13 protein-coding genes and 7 tRNA genes are annotated in these 18,949 nt (G+C 63.2%); 19 read left to right on the top strand and 1 reads right to left on the bottom strand.

The genetic code is table 11. The features are described from left to right. Positions 1-34 precede the first annotated feature (34 nt). The 15 genes from astA to mgtE all read left to right on the top strand — a co-directional run bounded on the left by astA (position 35) and on the right by mgtE (position 12,649). Positions 35-1,063 carry an arginine N-succinyltransferase gene (astA, locus tag CAF78_RS01295; RefSeq protein ID WP_085675852.1) on the top strand — a complete coding sequence of 343 codons (1,029 nt, stop codon included), beginning with the start codon at positions 35-37 and terminating at the stop codon, positions 1,061-1,063. Beyond that, entirely contained in the window at positions 1,064-2,527 is a 1,464-nt protein-coding gene (astD, locus tag CAF78_RS01290) for a succinylglutamate-semialdehyde dehydrogenase (protein ID WP_085675853.1), read from the top strand. It abuts the gene before it with no gap. A gap of 23 nt (positions 2,528-2,550) precedes the next feature. Beyond that, positions 2,551-3,900, top strand: coding sequence for an N-succinylarginine dihydrolase (astB, locus tag CAF78_RS01285; protein ID WP_085675854.1), 1,350 nt, complete (start codon positions 2,551-2,553; stop codon positions 3,898-3,900). Positions 3,901-3,914: 14 nt separating this feature from the next. Then, on the top strand, positions 3,915-4,205 hold the full coding sequence (locus CAF78_RS01280) for a topoisomerase II (protein WP_085675855.1): 291 nt from the start codon (positions 3,915-3,917) through the stop codon (positions 4,203-4,205). A 10-nt stretch (positions 4,206-4,215) separates the two neighbouring features. Continuing rightward, on the top strand, positions 4,216-5,223 hold the full coding sequence (gene astE, locus CAF78_RS01275) for a succinylglutamate desuccinylase (RefSeq protein WP_085675856.1): 1,008 nt from the start codon (positions 4,216-4,218) through the stop codon (positions 5,221-5,223). A gap of 367 nt (positions 5,224-5,590) precedes the next feature. Next, positions 5,591-8,215: an alanine--tRNA ligase gene (gene alaS / locus CAF78_RS01270; RefSeq protein WP_085675857.1), complete on the top strand. Its 2,625-nt coding sequence runs from the start codon at positions 5,591-5,593 to the stop codon at positions 8,213-8,215. Between the two features lie 85 nt (positions 8,216-8,300). Beyond that, positions 8,301-9,536, top strand: a complete 1,236-nt coding sequence (locus CAF78_RS01265; protein ID WP_085675858.1) for an aspartate kinase — start codon at positions 8,301-8,303, stop codon at positions 9,534-9,536. Between the two features lie 166 nt (positions 9,537-9,702). Next, positions 9,703-9,891 carry a carbon storage regulator CsrA gene (gene csrA / locus CAF78_RS01260; protein ID WP_003254503.1) on the top strand — a complete coding sequence of 63 codons (189 nt, stop codon included), beginning with the start codon at positions 9,703-9,705 and terminating at the stop codon, positions 9,889-9,891. Between the two features lie 72 nt (positions 9,892-9,963). Then, positions 9,964-10,054: transfer RNA gene (locus CAF78_RS01255), tRNA-Ser, on the top strand. Positions 10,055-10,160: 106 nt separating this feature from the next. Continuing rightward, positions 10,161-10,237: transfer RNA gene (locus CAF78_RS01250), tRNA-Arg, on the top strand. 72 nt (positions 10,238-10,309) lie between these two features. Further along, positions 10,310-10,386, top strand: a tRNA-Arg gene (locus CAF78_RS01245). Positions 10,387-10,458: 72 nt separating this feature from the next. After that, a tRNA-Arg gene (locus tag CAF78_RS01240) sits at positions 10,459-10,535 on the top strand. Between the two features lie 70 nt (positions 10,536-10,605). Then, positions 10,606-10,682, top strand: a tRNA-Arg gene (locus tag CAF78_RS01235). A gap of 70 nt (positions 10,683-10,752) precedes the next feature. After that, positions 10,753-10,829 (top strand) — tRNA-Arg (locus CAF78_RS01230). A 377-nt stretch (positions 10,830-11,206) separates the two neighbouring features. Beyond that, a complete protein-coding gene (gene mgtE / locus CAF78_RS01225) occupies positions 11,207-12,649 on the top strand; it encodes a magnesium transporter (RefSeq protein WP_085675859.1) in 1,443 nt (480 codons plus the stop codon). Positions 12,650-12,738: 89 nt separating this feature from the next. Here mgtE and CAF78_RS01220 read toward each other — a convergent pair whose 3' ends face one another. After that, complete coding sequence (locus CAF78_RS01220) at positions 12,739-13,065, bottom strand: Arc family DNA-binding protein (RefSeq protein WP_003254499.1); 327 nt, start codon at positions 13,063-13,065, stop codon at positions 12,739-12,741. Positions 13,066-13,412: 347 nt separating this feature from the next. On the opposite strand from CAF78_RS01220, the gene phnN reads away from it, so the two are divergent. From phnN to CAF78_RS01195, 4 genes are all read left to right on the top strand, one after another. Next, positions 13,413-14,003 (top strand): phosphonate metabolism protein/1,5-bisphosphokinase (PRPP-forming) PhnN, encoded by a 591-nt coding sequence (gene phnN, locus CAF78_RS01210; RefSeq protein ID WP_085675861.1) that lies wholly within the window; start codon positions 13,413-13,415, stop codon positions 14,001-14,003. Between the two features lie 125 nt (positions 14,004-14,128). Continuing rightward, positions 14,129-14,203: transfer RNA gene (locus CAF78_RS01205), tRNA-Arg, on the top strand. A 204-nt stretch (positions 14,204-14,407) separates the two neighbouring features. Then, positions 14,408-15,385 carry a TauD/TfdA family dioxygenase gene (locus CAF78_RS01200; protein ID WP_085675862.1) on the top strand — a complete coding sequence of 326 codons (978 nt, stop codon included), beginning with the start codon at positions 14,408-14,410 and terminating at the stop codon, positions 15,383-15,385. A gap of 168 nt (positions 15,386-15,553) precedes the next feature. Further along, on the top strand, positions 15,554-18,949 hold the full coding sequence (locus tag CAF78_RS01195) for a non-ribosomal peptide synthetase (RefSeq protein ID WP_085675863.1): 3,396 nt from the start codon (positions 15,554-15,556) through the stop codon (positions 18,947-18,949).

Raw genomic sequence — 18,949 nt, 5'->3', positions numbered from 1 at the left:
GCGGCAGGCACTGGCCGCCGCACAAGGAGATAGCATGATCGTTCGTCCCGTACGCAGCAGCGATTTACCCGCGCTGATCGAGTTGGCACGCAGCACCGGCACCACCGGGCTCACTACCCTGCCGGCCAACGAGGAGCGCCTTGCCCATCGTGTCGGCTGGGCCGAAAAGAGCTTCCGTGGCGAAGCCGAGCGTGGCGACACCGACTACCTGTTCGTGCTGGAGAACGATGAAGGCCTGGTGGTCGGCATCAGCGCCATCGCCGGTGCCGTGGGCCTGCGTGAACCCTGGTACAACTACCGGGTCGGCCTGACGGTCAGCGCCTCCCAGGAACTGAAGATCTACCGCGAAATCCCCACGCTGTTCCTGGCCAACGACCTGACCGGCAACTCCGAGCTGTGCTCGCTGTTCCTGCGCAGCGATTACCGCTCCGGGCTCAACGGCCGCCTGCTGTCGCGTGCGCGCATGCTGTTCATTGCCGAGTTCCCTGAACTGTTCGGCAACAAGATCATCGCCGAAATGCGCGGCATGTCCGACGAGCAAGGCCGCTCGCCGTTCTGGGAAAGCCTGGGTCGGCACTTCTTCAAGATGGAGTTCAGTCAGGCCGACTACCTCACCGGCGTGGGCAACAAGTCATTCATTGCCGAGCTGATGCCCAAGTTCCCGCTGTACACCTGCTTCCTTTCCGAAGCCGCGCGCAGTGTCATCGGCCGCGTGCACACCGACACGGAGCCGGCGCTGGCGATGCTCAAGCAGGAAGGCTTCAGCTATCAGGGCTACGTCGACATCTTCGACGCCGGGCCGGCCATCGAGTGCGAGACCTCGAAGATCCGCGCCGTGCGCGAGAGCGAGACCCTGGTGCTGGCCGTGGGTACGCCGGGCGATGACGCGACCCCGTACATCATTCACAACCGCAAGCGCGACGACTGCCGCATCACGGCAGCGCCCGCACGCCTGGCAGCAGGCACCCTGGTGGTCGACCCGCTGACCGCCAAGCGCCTGCGCATGGGCGCTGGCGACAACGTACGTGCCGTGCCACTGTCGGCAAGCCGGGAGGCCCAGTAAATGACCACGCATTACATCGCAGGCAACTGGCTGGCTGGCCAGGGCGAGGCCCTGCAATCGCTCAACCCGGTGACTCAGGCGGTCGTCTGGCAAGGGCAGGGCGCCGATGCCGGCCAGGTGGACGCAGCCGTCAAGGCTGCCCGCCAGGCATTCCCGGCCTGGGCACAGCTGAGCCTGGACGCGCGTATCGATGTGCTGGAGAAGTTCGCCGAACAGCTGAAGCAGCATGCCGAGGCGCTGGCCCACTGCATCGGTGAGGAAACCGGCAAACCGCTGTGGGAATCGGCCACGGAAGTGACCAGCATGGTCAACAAGGTGGCGATCTCGGTGCAGAGCTACCGCGAACGTACCGGCGAGAAGAGCGGCCCGCTGGCCGATGCCACGGCCGTGCTGCGGCACAAGCCCCATGGCGTGGTGGCGGTGTTCGGCCCTTACAACTTCCCCGGCCATTTGCCCAATGGCCATATCGTACCGGCGCTGCTGGCGGGCAACTGCGTGGTGTTCAAGCCCAGCGAGCTTACTCCCAAGGTCGCGGAGCTGACGGTCAACTGCTGGGTCGCCGCCGGCCTGCCGGCCGGTGTGCTCAATCTGGTGCAGGGCGCCCGTGAAACCGGCGTGGCGCTGGCTGCCAACCCAGGTATCGACGGCCTGTTCTTTACCGGCTCCAGCCGCACTGGCAACCTGCTGCACCAGCAGTTCGCCGGCCGCCCGGACAAGATCCTCGCCCTGGAAATGGGCGGTAACAACCCGCTGGTGGTGGATGAGGTCAAGGACCTGGATGCCGCGGTGTACACCATCATCCAGTCGGCGTTTATCTCTGCCGGCCAGCGCTGCACCTGTGCCCGCCGTCTGCTGGTGCCGCAGGGCGCCTGGGGCGATGCGCTGGTCGCACGGCTGGTCGAGGTCTGCCAAAGCATTACCGTCGGTGCCTTCGACCAGCAGCCGGCGCCGTTCATGGGCTCGGTGATCTCGCTGCAGGCCGCGCAGGCCCTGATCGCGGCCCAGGCCGAACTGCTGGCCAAGGGCGCCGTGAAGCTGCTGGCCATGACCCAGCCCCAGGCCGGCGCCGCGCTGCTCACGCCCGGCATTCTCGATGTCACGGCGGTGGCCGAGCGCCCGGACGAAGAGTTCTTCGGCCCGCTGCTGCAGGTAATCCGCTACGCCGATTTCGATGCCGCCATCGACGAGGCCAACAACACCCAGTACGGCCTGGCCGCCGGCCTGTTGTCCGATTCCCGTGCGCGTTACCAGTACTTCTGGCTGCGCAGCCGCGCCGGCATCGTCAACTGGAACAAGCAGTTGACCGGCGCCGCCAGCAGCGCGCCGTTCGGGGGCGTGGGCGCCAGTGGCAACCACCGCGCCAGTGCGTATTACGCAGCCGATTACTGCGCGTACCCCGTGGCTTCGCTGGAGACCGCCAGCCTTGCCTTGCCGGCGACCCTGACGCCGGGCGTCACCCTATAACAACAGGTCACGGAGCCTAGCCGATGAAATCCTATGAAGTGAATTTTGATGGCCTGGTGGGGCCTACCCACAACTACGGCGGCCTGTCCTACGGTAACGTGGCTTCGCAGAGCAACAGCCAGCAAGGGTCCAACCCGCGGGAAGCGGCGCGCCAGGGCCTGGCCAAGATGAAAGCGCTGGCCGACCTGGGCTTCAAGCAGGGCGTGCTGGCGCCGCAGGAGCGCCCGGACGTGGCCGCCTTGCGTCGCCTGGGCTTCAGCGGCAGCGATGCCGAGGTGATCCAGCGTGCCGCCAAGGAGGCCATGCCCTTGCTGGTCGCCAGCTGCTCGGCCTCGAGCATGTGGGTGGCCAACGCCGCCACCGTCAGCCCGAGTGCCGACACCGCTGATGGCCGCGTGCACTTCACGGCCGCAAACCTCAATTGCAAGTACCACCGCAGCATCGAGCACCCGACCACCAGCCGCGTGCTGGCGGCGATGTTCAACAACGAGAAACACTTTGCCCACCACCAAGCACTGCCTGCCGTGGCACAGTTCGGCGACGAGGGCGCGGCCAACCACACGCGCTTCTGTCGCGAATACGGCGAGGCCGGGGTCGAGTTTTTCGTCTATGGCCGCAGCGCCTTCGACAGCCGCTACCCCGCACCGCAGAAATACCCGGCGCGCCAGACCCTGGAGGCCTCGCAGGCCGTGGCCAGGCTGCACGGCCTGAGCGACGACGGTGTGGTCTACGCTCAACAGAACCCGGCGGTGATCGACCAGGGCGTGTTCCACAACGATGTGATTTCGGTCGGTAACGGCGAAGTGCTGTTCTACCACGAGGACGCTTTCCTGGAGACCGACGCGGTGCTTGGCCAGCTGCAGGCTAAACTGGCCAGCAAGGGTGGCAACTTCCAGGCCATCCGTGTGCCTCGCGCGGCGGTAACGGTAGAGGATGCAGTGCGGTCCTACCTGTTCAACAGCCAGCTGCTCAGCCGTGACGATGGCTCGATGCTGCTGGTGGTGCCGGAAGAGTGCCGCAACAACGAGCGGGTCTGGGCCTACCTCGGCCAGTTGACCGCCCAGGGCGGCGCGGTGAAGGAGGTCAAGGTGTTCGACCTCAAGCAGAGCATGCAGAACGGCGGTGGCCCGGCTTGCCTGCGTTTGCGCGTGGCATTGAAGGAATCGGAACTGGCGGCGGTCAATCCAGGCGTTATCATGACCGCCCCGCTGTACGACACCCTGGTGCAGTGGGTCGACAAGCACTACCGCGATCGCCTTGGCGAAGCCGACCTTGCCGACCCGCAGCTGCTGCTGGAATGCCGTACCGCGCTGGATGAGTTGACCCAGATCCTGAAGTTGGGCTCGGTGTACCCGTTCCAACGCCAACCTTGAAGAGAGAATTACCCATGACCGACGCCCTGCGCCTGATCCTCGAAGATGTAGACGGCACCCAGCTGGAAACCTCCTGCACGCGTTTTGCCATTGTCTGGCAAGGCAAGGAAGTTTGGGTTCAGCAGGATGGCCGTGGCCAGCTGCTGATCGGCGTGGATGTCGAGGAAGGCGATGTCGAATACGCCAACCTGCTGCTGCGCCCGATGGCCACCAACCTGGTCAGCCTGCAGCTGGAAATGGAGCCGGCAGAGGTCGGCGAAGATGACGATCACGTCCATGGCCCCGACTGCGGCCACCACCACTAAGGAAGCGCCTATGCTCGCCCTTGGCAAATTGCTCGAGCTGACCCTGACCGATCACGAGCCGGCTGAGAAGACTCAAGTGACACCCAAGGGCGTGCGGTTGCGCTGGCTGGGGGAGGGCGCACTGGAAGTGCGTCCGCCCGAAAGCGAGGATTGTGGGCTGGACCTGCTGCTTTCGGCCGGTATCCACGGCAACGAGACAGCACCGATCGAGCTGCTCGAAAGGCTGCTGCATGGCGTGGCCAACGGCAAGATCAAGCCGCGCGCGCGGATTCTGTTCCTGTTCGGCAACCCGGTCGCCATCCGCAAGGGCGAGCGTTTCGTCGAGCAGGATATCAACCGGCTGTTCAACGGTCGCCACGAGCTCTCCAGCGGTTTCGAGGCATTGCGTGCGGCTGAGCTGGAGCAGTTTGCCCGGGTGTTCTTCAGCAAACCTGAGCGCACCCGCCTGCATTACGACCTGCATACCGCCATTCGCGGTTCGAAGATCGAGCAGTTTGCCCTGTACCCTTACAAAGAGGGGCGCAAGCATTCCCGGCGCGAGCTGGCCCGCCTGGCGGCAGCCGGCATGGAGGCGGTGCTGTTGCAGAGCAAGTCGTCGATCACCTTCAGCGCCTTCACCTACGAACAGCTGGAGGCCGAGGCCTTTACACTGGAGCTCGGCAAGGCACGGCCGTTCGGGCAGAACGAGCAGGTCAACCTGGACAAGCTCGAAGAGCGGTTGATTCGTATCATCGAGGATACCGAGCCCGAGATCGACGGTTCGCTGGACGGTCTGAAGCTGTTCAGTGTCGCCCGCGAGATCATCAAGCACAGTGACAGCTTCCACTTGCACTTGCCGGCGGACATCGAGAACTTTTCCGAGCTGAGCAAGGGTTACCTGCTGGCCGAGGACCTGGCGGAAATGCGCTGGGTGGTCGAGGAGGAGGGGGCGCGGATCATTTTCCCCAATCCCAGGGTCAAGAATGGCCTGCGCGCCGGCATCCTGATCGTGCCTGATTCGGGGCAGCGCCTGGGCTGAGGCCGGCGTTGTCTTCTTCGCGGGCACGCCCGCTCCCACAGGGACCGCACAAGGTTCGACGCCAGTGCAGTACCTGTGGGAGCGGGCGACTCGGTTCCGGCTGCGAGCGCTCATGAAAACCTTTTAATTCACCGCCTGTTCCATTTTCCCTTCCCTTGGGCGGTAATTGGCTTGCCAGTGGCGAAAGGCTGCATTTAGCATCCGGTCATGTCATTTTGTCTGCAAGCGCTTCAAAAGCCGTCCAATCGACGCTTTCTATCGCATAAACACACTGCACCTTGCTTGCAGGACCGATATAATGCGGCCCTTTGCCGTCGTTTCGTCGACGTGTTTGCCCCCAAGGGCCGCCGTTTCCGTGGAAGAACCTATGAAAAGCGCAGAAATCCGTGAAGCCTTCCTCCGCTTCTTCGAAGAGCAGGGCCATACCCGAGTCGCCTCCAGTTCGCTGATCCCGAACAACGACCCGACCCTGCTGTTCACCAACGCTGGCATGAACCAGTTCAAGGACTGCTTCCTCGGTGCCGAGAAGCGTGCCTACACCCGTGCCGTCAGCAGCCAGAAGTGCGTGCGTGCCGGTGGCAAGCACAACGACCTGGAAAACGTCGGCTACACCGCGCGTCACCACACCTTCTTCGAAATGCTGGGCAACTTCAGCTTCGGTGACTACTTCAAGCGCGACGCGATCACCTTCGCCTGGACCTTCCTGACCTCCGACAAGTGGCTGAACCTGCCCAAGGAAAAGCTCTGGGTCACCGTCTACGCCTCTGACGACGAAGCCTACGACATCTGGACCAAGGAAGTCGGCGTGCCGGCCGAGCGCATGGTGCGCATCGGCGACAACAAGGGCGCCCCGTACGCCTCCGACAACTTCTGGACCATGGGCGACACCGGCCCGTGCGGCCCATGCACCGAGATCTTCTACGACCACGGCGCCGACATCTGGGGCGGCCCACCCGGCTCGCCGGAAGAAGACGGCGATCGCTACATCGAGATCTGGAACAACGTCTTCATGCAGTTCAACCGCACCGCCGACGGCGTGCTGCACCCGCTGCCAGCGCCGTCGGTTGACACCGGCATGGGCCTGGAGCGCATCAGTGCGGTCATGCAGCACGTGCACTCGAACTACGAGATCGACCTGTTCCAGAACCTGCTGTCTGCCGCGGCCAAGGCCATCGGTTGCAGCAACGACGGCCAGGCTTCGCTGAAAGTGGTTGCCGACCACATCCGTTCCTGCGGCTTCCTGATTGCCGACGGCGTGCTGCCGTCCAACGAAGGCCGTGGCTACGTGCTGCGCCGCATCATCCGTCGCGCTTGCCGCCACGGCAACAAGCTGGGCGCCAAGGGCAGCTTCTTCTACCAGATCGTCGGCGCTTTGGCCGCCGAGATGGGCGAAGCCTTCCCTGAGCTGAAGAATCAGCAGGCGCACATCGAGCGCGTGCTCAAGGCTGAAGAAGAGCAGTTCGCCAAGACCCTGGAGCAGGGCCTGCGCATCCTCGAGCAGGACCTGGCCCAACTCGAGGGCGACGTGGTCCCGGGCGACGTGGTGTTCAAGCTGTATGACACCTACGGCTTCCCGATGGACCTGACCGCCGACATCGCCCGCGAGCGCGAGCTGACCATCGACGAAGCCGGCTTCGAGCGTGAAATGGAGGCCCAGCGCGAGCGTGCCCGTTCCGCCAGCAGCTTCGGCCTGGACTACAACAGCCTGGTCAAGGTCGACAGCGCCACCGAATTCCTCGGTTATGACGCCACCGAAGGCCAGGGCAAGATCATCGCCCTGTACAAGGATGGCCAGTCGGTCGACCAGCTGGGTGAAGGCGAGCAGGGCGTCGTGGTCCTCGACCGCACGCCGTTCTACGCCGAATCCGGTGGCCAGGTCGGTGACAGCGGCTTCCTGCAAGCCGGCGCAGCGCGCTTTGACGTGCGCGACACCACCAAGACGGGCGGTGCCTTCCTGCACCACGGCGTGGTCGCCAGCGGTGCGCTGGTCATCGGATCGCCAGTCGAGGCCAAGGTCGATGCCGACGTGCAGCACGCCACCTCGCTGAACCACTCGGCCACCCACCTGCTGCACGAAGCGCTGCGCCAGGTGCTGGGCGAGCACGTGCAGCAGAAGGGCTCGCTGGTCGACAGCCAGCGCCTGCGTTTCGACTTCAGCCACTTCGAAGCGGTAACGCCTGCGCAGATCAAGGCCCTGGAAGACATCGTCAACCGTGAAGTGCGCAAGAACACCCCGGTTGAAACCGAGCTGACCGATATCGAAACCGCCAAGGCCAAGGGTGCCATGGCCCTGTTCGGCGAGAAGTACGGCGATACCGTGCGCGTCCTGAGCATGGGCGGCGATTTCTCCGTCGAGCTGTGCGGCGGTATCCACGCCAAGCGCACCGGCGATATCAGCCTGTTCAAGATCATCAGCGAAGGCGGCGTGGCCTCGGGCGTGCGCCGTATCGAAGCGGTTACCGGTGCCGCTGCACTGGCCTACCTGAACGCTGCCGAAGAGCAGGTCAAGGAAGCCGCGCAGCTGGTCAAGGGCAACCGTGACAACCTGATCGACAAGCTGTCGGCTGTGCTCGAGCGCAACCGCCAGCTGGAAAAGCAGCTCGAGCAGCTGCAGGCCAAGGCCGCCAGCGCCGCGGGGGACGATCTCTCCAATGCGGCCGTTGAGGTCAAGGGTGCCAAGGTGCTTGCCGCCCGCCTGGATGGGCAGGATGGCAAGGCATTGCTGGCCCTGGTCGATCAGCTGAAGAACAAGCTCGGCCACGCAGTGATCCTGCTGGGCAGCGAGCATGAGGGCAAGGTCGTGCTGGTGGCCGGCGTGACCAAGGACCTCTCCAGCCAACTCAAGGCTGGTGACCTGATGAAACAAGCCGCTGCGGCAGTGGGTGGCAAGGGCGGTGGCCGTCCGGACATGGCCCAGGGTGGTGGCGTCGACGTCGCTGCACTGGACCAGGCCCTGGCGCTGGCCGTGCCGTTCGCAGAGCAGGGACTTTGAGATGAAGGGGCGGGTGGTCTAGTCATCCGCCTCTTCATGTTGGATGGTTTTTTTGAGGCCCGGTATGGGCTGAGGCACCATTGAAATGGCGTTGATCGTACAGAAATTTGGCGGCACCTCTGTCGGTTCCATCGAGCGGATCGAGCAGGTAGCCGAAAAGGTCAAGAAACACCGTGAAGCGGGCGACGACCTGGTGGTTGTGCTGTCGGCCATGAGCGGTGAAACCAATCGCCTGATCGATCTGGCCAAGCAGATCACCGATCAGCCGGTTCCACGTGAACTGGACGTGATCGTATCGACCGGTGAGCAGGTCACCATTGCCCTGCTGACCATGGCCTTGATCAAGCGTGGTGTGCCAGCGGTGTCCTACACCGGCAACCAGGTGCGCATCCTCACCGACAGCGCGCACAATAAAGCGCGCATCCTGCAGATCGACGACCAGAAGATCCGTGCCGACCTCAAGGAAGGCCGCGTGGTCGTGGTGGCCGGTTTCCAGGGTGTCGACGAGCACGGCAGCATTACCACCCTCGGCCGTGGTGGCTCCGACACCACCGGCGTGGCCCTGGCGGCTGCGCTGAAGGCAGACGAGTGCCAGATCTACACCGACGTCGATGGCGTCTACACCACTGACCCGCGCGTCGTGCCGCAGGCCCGCCGCCTGGAGAAGATCACCTTCGAAGAGATGCTGGAAATGGCCAGCCTCGGCTCCAAGGTGCTGCAGATCCGCTCGGTGGAGTTCGCCGGCAAGTACAACGTTCCGCTGCGCGTGCTGCACAGCTTCAAGGAGGGTCCAGGTACCCTCATTACCATTGATGAAGAGGAATCCATGGAACAGCCGATCATTTCCGGTATCGCCTTCAACCGTGATGAGGCCAAGCTGACCATTCGCGGCGTGCCGGACACCCCGGGCGTTGCCTTCAAGATCCTCGGCCCGATCAGCGCTTCGAACATCGAAGTGGACATGATCGTACAGAACGTTTCCCACGATAACACCACCGACTTCACCTTCACCGTGCACCGCAACGAGTACGAGAAGGCCCACAGCGTGCTGGAAAACACCGCACGTGAAATCGGTGCCCGTGAAGTGATCGGCGACACCAAGATCGCCAAGGTGTCGATCGTCGGCGTTGGCATGCGCTCCCACGCGGGCGTTGCCAGCCGCATGTTCGAAGCCCTGGCCAAGGAGAGCATCAACATCCAGATGATCTCCACCTCGGAAATCAAGGTCTCGGTGGTTATCGAAGAGAAGTACCTGGAGCTGGCCGTGCGCGCGCTGCACACCGCGTTCGAACTCGACGCTCCGGCCCGACAGGGCGAGTAACGCGTTGCCCGGAGGGCGCGGCTAAGCCGCGCCCTTCGCGTTTCTGGTCGCCACGCAGGCCCTGTCCTGTCGGCGGGGCGATCATCCAGGCCCTGTGTCGTCGTCCACGGCCGGGCCTGACATCCCAAGACTGTAATCCCTGAATGTTTTGCGTAAGGAGAAAGCTATGTTGATTCTGACTCGTCGGTGCGCCGAGAGCCTGATCATTGGAGACGGCGAGATCACCGTGACGGTGCTCGGCGTGAAAGGCAACCAGGTGCGTATTGGCGTCAGCGCCCCGAAAGAAGTGGCCGTTCACCGCGAAGAAATCTACCTGCGGATCAAGAAAGAGAAGGACGAGGAGCCAAGCCTTTAATTTTTTTGAAGTTTTTTTCAAAAAAAGGGTTGCAAACGAGGAAGAGCCTGTTTAATATTCGCCTCGTGTTGCGGTGAGGTGGCCGAGTGGCCGAAGGCGCTCCCCTGCTAAGGGAGTATACCTCATAAGGGTATCGGGGGTTCGAATCCCCCCTTCACCGCCATTATTTGCGTAGGGCGCTGTAAACTGTAAGAACGCTAAGTCGTTGAAGTTAAACGAAAAAGTTCTTGCAAAAATGTTTCAGCGAACTATCATGCGCGGCAAGACACGGACTCATAGCTCAGCTGGATAGAGTACTCGGCTACGAACCGAGCGGTCGCAGGTTCGAATCCTGCTGAGTCCGCCACTTTTGAAGTGGCTTTGCTTGCAAGGCTGCTTCAAACCACCAGTGGTAATCTGGTCTAAAACTACCAATCGCGGACTCATAGCTCAGCTGGATAGAGTACTCGGCTACGAACCGAGCGGTCGCAGGTTCGAATCCTGCTGAGTCCGCCACTTTTGAAGTGGCTTTGCTTGCAAGGCTGCTTCAAACCACCAGTGGTAATCTGGTCTAAAACTACCAATCGCGGACTCATAGCTCAGCTGGATAGAGTACTCGGCTACGAACCGAGCGGTCGCAGGTTCGAATCCTGCTGAGTCCGCCACTTTTGAAGTGGCTTTGCTTGCGAAGGCGCTTCACCCACCAGCGGTATCTGGTTTAAAACTGCCAACCACGGACTCATAGCTCAGCTGGATAGAGTACTCGGCTACGAACCGAGCGGTCGCAGGTTCGAATCCTGCTGAGTCCGCCACTTTCGAAGTGGCTCTGCTTGCAAGGTCGCTTCACCCACCAGTGGTAATCTGGTCTAAAACTACCACCACGGACTCATAGCTCAGCTGGATAGAGTACTCGGCTACGAACCGAGCGGTCGCAGGTTCGAATCCTGCTGAGTCCGCCATACAATCAAGAAGCCCGCTCAATTGAGCGGGCTTTTTGTTTTCTGTTTCACTGCTTTGTCAGTGATGCCTGACTAGACTGCACAGAAACCGGCCCAACAGACTTTTGCGCGGCGGATGTGTTTTTTTTTGCGCGCCTGCCGTCGCACTGATGGCTTCGAGCGTTGTCCCAGCTTTATCACGCAAACGATTGTTCTGGCCAAAATTTTAAGCGATCTGACCGCTTAGGCAGTGTATGATTGCGCCCGTCAGCCCCGCCGGGGCTTGTGGAAAACCACCATGGACTTACCCAGTAGTTACTCCTTAACAAGATTCATACAGCTAGATCTGACTGATTGATTCTCCCGGCGTGCTCCGCTGCTGGGAGTGGAGTTCGCCTATGACTGAAGTAGAAGTAAAAAAAGCTCAAGAAAGCCTGCAGGATCGTCTGGCCCAGGTGGTCGAACTGCTGCAGCGCCAGCGTGTGGTAGAAGACCTGACCCACCGTCAGGAAGGTCAGCACAATGACCTGGTGGAAAACCTTGTCCACCGCCAGAACCTCGTCGACCTGCAGCGCAAGCTGGACGACCTGCACCCTGCCGACGTCGCCTATATCCTTGAAGCACTGCCTCTGCAAGACCGCCTGACGGTCTGGCAGCTGGTGCGCTCGGATCGCGACGGCGACATCCTCCTCGAAGTTTCCGACTCTGTTCGTCAATCGCTGATCGCCGACATGGACGATCACGAGATCCTGGCGGCGGCCAAGGAAATGGACGCCGACGAACTGGCTGACCTGGCGCCAGAGCTGCCGCGTGACGTGGTTCACGAGCTGATGGAAAGCCTCGATGCCCAGCAGCGCGAGCGCGTGCGTTCGGCGTTGAGCTACGACGAGGAGCAGGTCGGTGCGCTGATGGACTTCGAGATGGTTACCATCCGCGAAGACGTCAGCCTGGAAGTGGTCCTGCGCTACCTGCGCCGTCTCAAAGAGCTGCCCAACCACACCGACAAACTGTTCGTGGTCGACTACGAAGGCATCCTCAAGGGTGTGCTGCCAATCAAGCGCCTGTTGGTCAACGACCCAGAGAAGAAAGTGGCGGAGGTCATGGCAACCGACCCCGTGTCTTTCCACCCTGAGGAAGATGCCTACGACGCGGCTCAGGCCTTCGAGCGTTATGACCTGGTGTCGGCGCCGGTGGTGGACAAGAGCGATCGCCTGATCGGCCGTTTGACCATCGACGAGATGGTCGACCTGATCCGTGAGGAGAGCGAAAGCGAAGTCCTCAACATGGCCGGTCTGCGTGAGGAGGAAGACATCTTCGCCTCGGTCTGGCGTTCGCTGCGCAACCGCTGGGCGTGGCTGGCGATCAACCTGATTACTGCCTTCGTCGCCTCGCGGGTGATCGGCCTGTTCGAAGGCTCGATCGAGAAACTGGTGGCGCTGGCTGCGCTGATGCCCATCGTTGCCGGTATCGGTGGCAACTCGGGTAACCAGACCATCACCATGATCGTCCGCGCCATGGCGCTGGACCAGGTGTCGCCAGGCAACACCAGCCGGTTGATGCGCAAGGAGCTGGCGGTAGGGCTGCTCAATGGCCTGGTCTGGGGTGGGGTGATCGGTGCGGTGGCGTTCTGGCTGTATGGCAGCTGGTCACTGGGCGTGGTGATGACCGCAGCGATGACGCTGAACCTGTTGCTGGCGGCCTTCATGGGCGTGCTGATCCCCATGACCCTGACGCGCCTGGGGCGCGACCCGGCCATGGGCTCAAGCGTGATGATCACCGCCGTGACCGACAGCGGCGGCTTCTTCATCTTCCTGGGCCTGGCAACGCTGTTCCTCTTGTAGGAGCGGTCTTGCCGGGGCGTCCCTACGGTTAAGCCACAACGAAAAAAGCCAGCTTACGCTGGCTTTTTCGTGTCTGCTTGCTGCCGGCCTCAGGAGGCGTCGGCGGCCATTTCCACATCGTGAGCGATGAGGGCCACCAGCGCATTCTGCTGGCGGTGGGACAGCTGGCGGAAACGTTGCAGGAGCTCGCGCTCGTGCAGCGACAGCTCCGGGCTGTCCAGGCGCATGCTCAGCTCGTCGCCCAGCGCGCCTTCCTGGATAAGGCTCTGCTCCAGGCGCGCGATGATCTCGGAGTTCATGCTGCGGTGATGGTTGCGCGCTACCTCGGCAATGCGCTCACGCATCCCGTCTGGCAGGCGGACGACGAACTTGTCAGCGGTGCGGCTCGAATAAATAGCCTGTTTCATTGGGCGCATATAAATTGACCGGATTTACTGGTTCAGGGGAAGCGGTTCTCAAATTGGCCGCACGGAGTGGTAGTACGACCGTGGCGACGACAAAATGTTCAACCGTCATGAAAATTTGGAAGGTCATCTTGCCTCATCGTCGCCGTTTCCTTGGCGTCAATTCTGTGACAAATAGTGAGCTGGATAAAGGCTTTTTGCCAGTACCAATTATCAGAAATGAGCACTGGTTTGAAAAGTTTTGCATTATCCCGCTCGCCGCACCGTCAGCCTTATGCCGTCAAAAACATGTAAAACGCAGCAAAGGACACAGAAAACACCTAGAATGCGCGGGTTTTCTTCCATAGAGCATAGTGGCTATGCAACATGACGCAAGCGCCCGAGATGGAGCCTCAGGCCGCCTGATATTTCTGGTAGGACCCTCAGGATCGGGAAAAGATTCCCTGATCAATGCTTCTCGTGCGCAATTGTCTGCCGCGGGGGTGGAAATTGCCCGTCGGGTCATCACGCGCTCCGCTGAGGCCAAGGGTGAAGCGGCGCAGGGCGTGAGCGCCGAACGCTTCGCACAATTGCGCGAGGAGGGCGCATTCGCCATGCACTGGCAGGCCAATGGCCTGGAATACGGCATTCCGGTCCTGGTGGATCAGTGGCTGGCGCAAGGGCGCTCGGTACTGGTCAACGGTTCGCGGGCCTACCTGCCCGCCGCGCGGGAACGCTACCCGGATCTGTTGGCGGTGTGCCTCGAAGTGCAGCCCGAGGTGCTGCGTGAGCGCTTGCTCGCCCGCGGGCGGGAAACCCCGGAGCAGGTCGACCAGCGCCTGGCGCGAAATGCACGGTTTCAGCGCGAAGCCGCGGCGTCGGTACACCTCCTCGACAACTCAGGTGAATTGTCAACGGCGGTGGCGGCCTTGCTCGCCCTGCTGCGTCAGGAAAAGTTGATTGCCGGATAGGCCACCAGAAAACCCCTACGTGCAAAAAGCCTGATTCGGGCATGACAAACGGTGGCGCGCTGGTTAACATGCTCGCCGTCCCGCTCTTGCTGCATTCAGCTCAGCAAAATCGCCGGCGGGTTCAAGTCCCTGTAGTTTAATGGATAGAACGGGGTCCTCCTAAGACTCTGGTGCAGGTTCGATTCCTGCCGGGGACGCCATCCACGCTAAATCCCTCCCTCTGCCCCTCGTTTCCTCTGCACAAGGCCGACGTGCGCTGCGCGCGCCGGAACCTGAGCTTGCCGTCATTTAATCGAGGGTCGAAGGATGCATGCCGCCACCTGCTTCAAGGCCAGCCAGCCGCTGCCTGATGCCAATCCATTGCTGTTCAATCCGTTGCGGCCTGCCACCGTAAGGGGGCAGCCATGAGCGCCACACTGCAACTGCTCGCCCGGCCACTGCTGCCCGGCCAGTGCCGCCTGCCCCTGCTGGTCGAGGCACCCCATGCCGGCCTGGACCTCAACGAAGCCCTGGAGCCGATCCGCGAGTTGGTCGACCGCCACTTGCTCGACGCCGGTGGCATCCTTTTTCGCGGTTTCGAGGTGGGTGGCGCCGAGGCCTTCCGCAGCTTCGCCGGCGGCTTCGGCCACCCGCTGCTCAATTACGAATTCGGCTCGACCCCGCGCAGCAATGTCACCCAGGGCGTGTACACCTCCACCGAGTATCCCCCACACCAGAAGATCCCGCTGCACAACGAGCAGGCCTATACCCGTGAATGGCCGATGAAGATCTGGTTCTACAGCATGATCGCCGCCGAAAGCGGAGGGGAAACGCCAATCGCCGACAGTCGCGAGGTGTTCCGCCGCATCGCCCCGCGTATTCATGAACGCTTCAACCGCCATGGGCTGATGTACGTGCGCAACTTCGGCAATGGCCTGGATGTGCCCTGGGAGCAGGTGTTCAACAGTGACGACCCGGCCGTGGTGGAAGCCTACTGTCAGCGCCATGCGATCAGCTGCGAGTGGAAGGATGACGGCGAACTGCGCACCCGCCAGATCTGCCAGGCCGTGGCCCGCCACCCACGTACCGGTGAGGATGTGTGGTTCAACCAGGCGCACCTGTTCCATGTTTCCAACCTGCCGCCCGAAGTGCGCGAGAGCCTGCTGGAAATCGTCGATGAGCAAGACCTGCCACGTAACGTCTACTACGGTGACGGTTCGCCCATCGAAGACTCGATCCTCGATGAGGTGCGTGGCGTGCTGGATGAGTGCACCATCGCCTTCCCGTGGCAGGAAGGCGATGTGCTGATGCTCGACAACATGCTCGCCGCCCACGCCCGCAGCACCTTCACCGGCAAGCGCAAGGTCATCGTGGCGATGGCCGAGGGGCATGGCGCGGGCTGAGCCGCGAAGTACCGCAGCGACCGCCGGCACGCCTTCGGGCGCACCGGCGTGCTGCCGCGAAATGGGCGCGACAGGTTTTGCAAACTGCGCCTAAATGCAAGCCGGAACCATTCGTTCAACAGGTATCGCGGAGCCCAGGGCGGCTCCCATCACCGGTTCGGACGACCTATGAGCACCCTCGATCAATCCCTGAAGCTGGCGCGCCGCTTCATTGAACTGCCGCTGGAAAAACGCCGTGTCTTCTTCGCCGCCCTGCGCGACGAACAGGTCGACTTCGCCAGCTACCCGATCCCCGACTGCAGTGGCGTCGCTGGCCGCGACCAGCTCTCCTATGCCCAGCAGCGCATGTGGTTCCTCTGGCAGCTGGAGCCGGGCAGCGCCGCCTACAACCTGCCGGGGGCCGTGCGCCTGCTTGGCAGCCTGAATCACCAGGCGCTGGACCTGGCCTTCGCCGACCTGGTGCAACGCCACGAGTGCTTGCGTACCACCTTTGAAGAAGTCGACGGGCAGGCGCTGCAGCGTGTCGGTGACGGCGCGCAGGTGCAGGTTCGCCATGTCGACCTGTCCGGCCTGGATGCAGATCAGCGCCTGCGGCGCACCCGTGAAGAAGTCGCCCGCGAGGCCGGCCAGCCGTTCGACCTGCAGCACGGCCCGCTGCTGCGGGTGGCGCTGCTGCAACTGGCGGCGGATGAGCATGTGCTGCTGCTGACCATGCACCACATCATCGCCGACGGCTGGTCGATGAACATCCTCATCGAAGAGTTCATGCGCTGCCTGGACGCCCGCAGCACTGGAAACCAGGCCCCGTTGCCGCCACTGGCCGTGCACTACCGCGACTACGCCCTGTGGCAGCGCAGCTGGATGGAAGCCGGCGAGCAGGCGCGGCAGCTCGACTACTGGCGGGCCCAGCTGGGCGAGGAGCATGAGCCGCTGGAATTGCCCACCGACCGGCCACGCCCGGCACAGCCGAGCCACGCCGGCGCGCGCCTGGAGTTCGCCATTGACGTCGAACTGCGCAACGGCCTGAAGGCGTTGGCCCAGCGCCAGGGCGTGACCTTGTTCGTGGTGCTGCTGGCAGCTTTCAAAACCCTGCTGTACCGCTACAGCGGGCAGGGCGACATCCGCGTCGGTGGCCTGATCGCCAACCGCAACCGCGGCGAGGTCGAGGGGCTGATCGGCTTCTTCGTCAATACCCAGGTGCTGCGCAGCCAGCTGGATGGCCGCCAGACGTTCGCGCAGCTGTTGCAAGCGCTGCGCCAGACCGCCCTGGGCGCGCAAGCCCATCAGGAGCTGCCGTTCGATGCGTTGCTGGAGGCGTTGCAGCCCAGCCGTAGCCAGAGCCACAACGCGCTGTTCCAGGTCATGTACAACCATCAGCCGCTGGTCACCGACATCCAGGGCATGCGCCTGGCGTGTGGCCTGCAGTTGGCGCATCTGGACGCCGAACAGAGCGTGGCCGGCGCCCGCAGCCATGCCGCCGCCAGCGACCTGATGCTGGAGACCCGCGAGGAAGGCGAACGCTTGCTGGCCGCCTTCACCTACGCCACCGATCTGTTCGACGCCACCACCGTCGAGCGCATGGCCGGGCATTGGCGCAACCTGCTGCGCAGCGTGCTCGCCGACCCGCAACGTCGCATCGGTGAGCTGCAATTGCTCGATGCTGCCGCGTCTCGCCAGTTGCAGCATTGGGCACTGCGTGCACCCGCACCGCAGGCCTCGGCTTTGGCCCATCAGCGCTTCCAGGCACAGGCCGTGCGCACGCCCGAGGCGGTCGCGCTGGTGCTGGCCGGCGAAGGGCAGGGCGCCAGCCTGAGTTACGCCGAGCTGGAAGGCTGCAGCAACCGCCTGGCCCAGCGTCTGGTGCAGTCGGGTGTCGGCCCCGAGGTGCTGGTGGGTGTGGCGCTGGAGCGTTCGCTGGACATGGGTGTTGCCCTGCTGGCGGTGCTCAAGGCCGGCGGCGCGTATGTGCCGCTGGACCCGCAAGCGCCCAGCGAGCGTATCGCCCAGGTTTTCGCCGACAGCGGCCTGCGCCTGCTGCTGACCCAGTCGGGCCTGCTGAGCCAACTGCCAGTAGCTGAAGGTATCGAGGTCCTGTGCCTGGACCAGGCTCAAGACGCGCAACCTGAGCATGCACCGCAGGTTTCACTGCAGCCCGGCAACCTGGCCTACGTGATCTACACCTCCGGCTCCACCGGCCGCCCCAAGGGCGTGGCCATCAGCCACGGTGCGCTGGCCGAGTTCTGCGAACTGGCAACCGACTATTCGCGCCTGAGCGTGGATGATCGGGTGCTGCAGTTCGCCACCTGCAGCTTCGATGGTTTCGTCGAGCAGTTCTACCCACCATTGTGCGTCGGTGCCCGCGTGGTGCTGCGCGACAGCCGCCTGTGGGACAGCGCCAGCTTCCTGCAGGCACTGCAGCAGCACGGCATTACCGTCGCCGACCTGCCAGCCGCCTACTGGCACATGCTGGTGCAGGACTACGCCCGTGCTACCCCGCAGGCGTATGCCGCACTGCGCCAGGTGCATGTCGGCGGCGAAGCCATGGCGGTCGACGGCCTCGACCTGTGGCGCCGCGCCGGCCTGGGCGGCGTGCGCCTGCTCAACACCTATGGCCCGACCGAAGCCACGGTGGTGTCCAGCATCCATGACTGCACGGGCCTGACTTCGCAGGATGTGTCCTGGCGTGGCATCCCCATCGGCCAGGGCCTCGCCGGCCGGCGCTTGTGCATTCTCGACGGCGAACTGCAGCCTGTGCCGGCGGGCGCCATCGGCGAGCTGTACATCGGTGGGCCAGGCCTGGCGCGTGGTTACCACGGCCAGCCCGCGCTCAGCGCCGAACGTTTCCTGCCCGACCCCGAAGTCCCCGGCGAGCGCCTGTACCGCACCGGTGACCGTGCCCGTTTCGACGCCAATGGCGCCATCGAGTACATCGGCCGGGTCGATCATCAGGTGAAGGTGCGGGGCTTTCGTATCGAGCTTGGCGAAATCGAGATGCGCCTGCAGCAATGCCCTGGCGTACGCGAGGCCGCGGTGCTGGCCGTGGACATGGCCGGTGGGCGGCAGCTGGTGGCCTATGTGGTCACCGAAGCCGATGGCGCCAGTACAGAAGCGCAGCGCCAGGCGATCCGCGAGGGCCTGCGCGCGACGCTGCCGGACTACATGGTCCCTGCGCACCTGGTGCTGTTGGCAAAGCTGCCGCTGACCCCCAGCGGCAAGCTTGACCGCAAGGCCTTGCCCGCGCCCGACCCGAGCCAGTTGCAGGCCAGCTTCCGCGCACCGGTCAGCGAGCAGGAACAACGCCTGGCGGCGATCTGGATGGAAGTCTTGCAGGTGCCCCGTGTCGGCCTCGACGACAGCTTCTTCGACCTCGGTGGGCACTCGCTGCTGGCGGCCCAGGTCATTGCCCGGATCAAGTCCGAACTGGGCGTCGCGCTGCCCATGCGCAGCCTGTTCGAGCGCCCGCACCTGGCCGCCCTGGCGCAAGAGCTGGAGGCCCTGGGCGGCGCTGCCGACGAAGACTGGGCCGACATGGAAGCGTTCATGAATTCACTGGAGGAGGTTTGA

This window comes from Pseudomonas sp. R28(2017) (assembly GCF_002112505.1).
Lineage (GTDB): Bacteria > Pseudomonadota > Gammaproteobacteria > Pseudomonadales > Pseudomonadaceae > Aquipseudomonas.
Note: the sequence above shows the minus strand (reverse complement) of the source record. Positions and strands in the feature narration are given on the sequence as shown.

Coding starts and splice junctions, on each gene's coding strand:
- CAF78_RS01195 (WP_085675863.1), top strand. CDS start 15,554: ATGAGCACCCTCGATCAATCCCTGAAGCTGGCGCGCCGCTTCATTGAA.
- mgtE (WP_085675859.1), top strand. CDS start 11,207: ATGACTGAAGTAGAAGTAAAAAAAGCTCAAGAAAGCCTGCAGGATCGT.
- csrA (WP_003254503.1), top strand. CDS start 9,703: ATGTTGATTCTGACTCGTCGGTGCGCCGAGAGCCTGATCATTGGAGAC.
- astE (WP_085675856.1), top strand. CDS start 4,216: ATGCTCGCCCTTGGCAAATTGCTCGAGCTGACCCTGACCGATCACGAG.
- CAF78_RS01265 (WP_085675858.1), top strand. CDS start 8,301: ATGGCGTTGATCGTACAGAAATTTGGCGGCACCTCTGTCGGTTCCATC.
- phnN (WP_085675861.1), top strand. CDS start 13,413: ATGCAACATGACGCAAGCGCCCGAGATGGAGCCTCAGGCCGCCTGATA.
- astD (WP_085675853.1), top strand. CDS start 1,064: ATGACCACGCATTACATCGCAGGCAACTGGCTGGCTGGCCAGGGCGAG.
- CAF78_RS01200 (WP_085675862.1), top strand. CDS start 14,408: ATGAGCGCCACACTGCAACTGCTCGCCCGGCCACTGCTGCCCGGCCAG.
- alaS (WP_085675857.1), top strand. CDS start 5,591: ATGAAAAGCGCAGAAATCCGTGAAGCCTTCCTCCGCTTCTTCGAAGAG.
- astB (WP_085675854.1), top strand. CDS start 2,551: ATGAAATCCTATGAAGTGAATTTTGATGGCCTGGTGGGGCCTACCCAC.
- CAF78_RS01280 (WP_085675855.1), top strand. CDS start 3,915: ATGACCGACGCCCTGCGCCTGATCCTCGAAGATGTAGACGGCACCCAG.
- astA (WP_085675852.1), top strand. CDS start 35: ATGATCGTTCGTCCCGTACGCAGCAGCGATTTACCCGCGCTGATCGAG.
- CAF78_RS01220 (WP_003254499.1), bottom strand. CDS start 13,065: ATGCGCCCAATGAAACAGGCTATTTATTCGAGCCGCACCGCTGACAAG.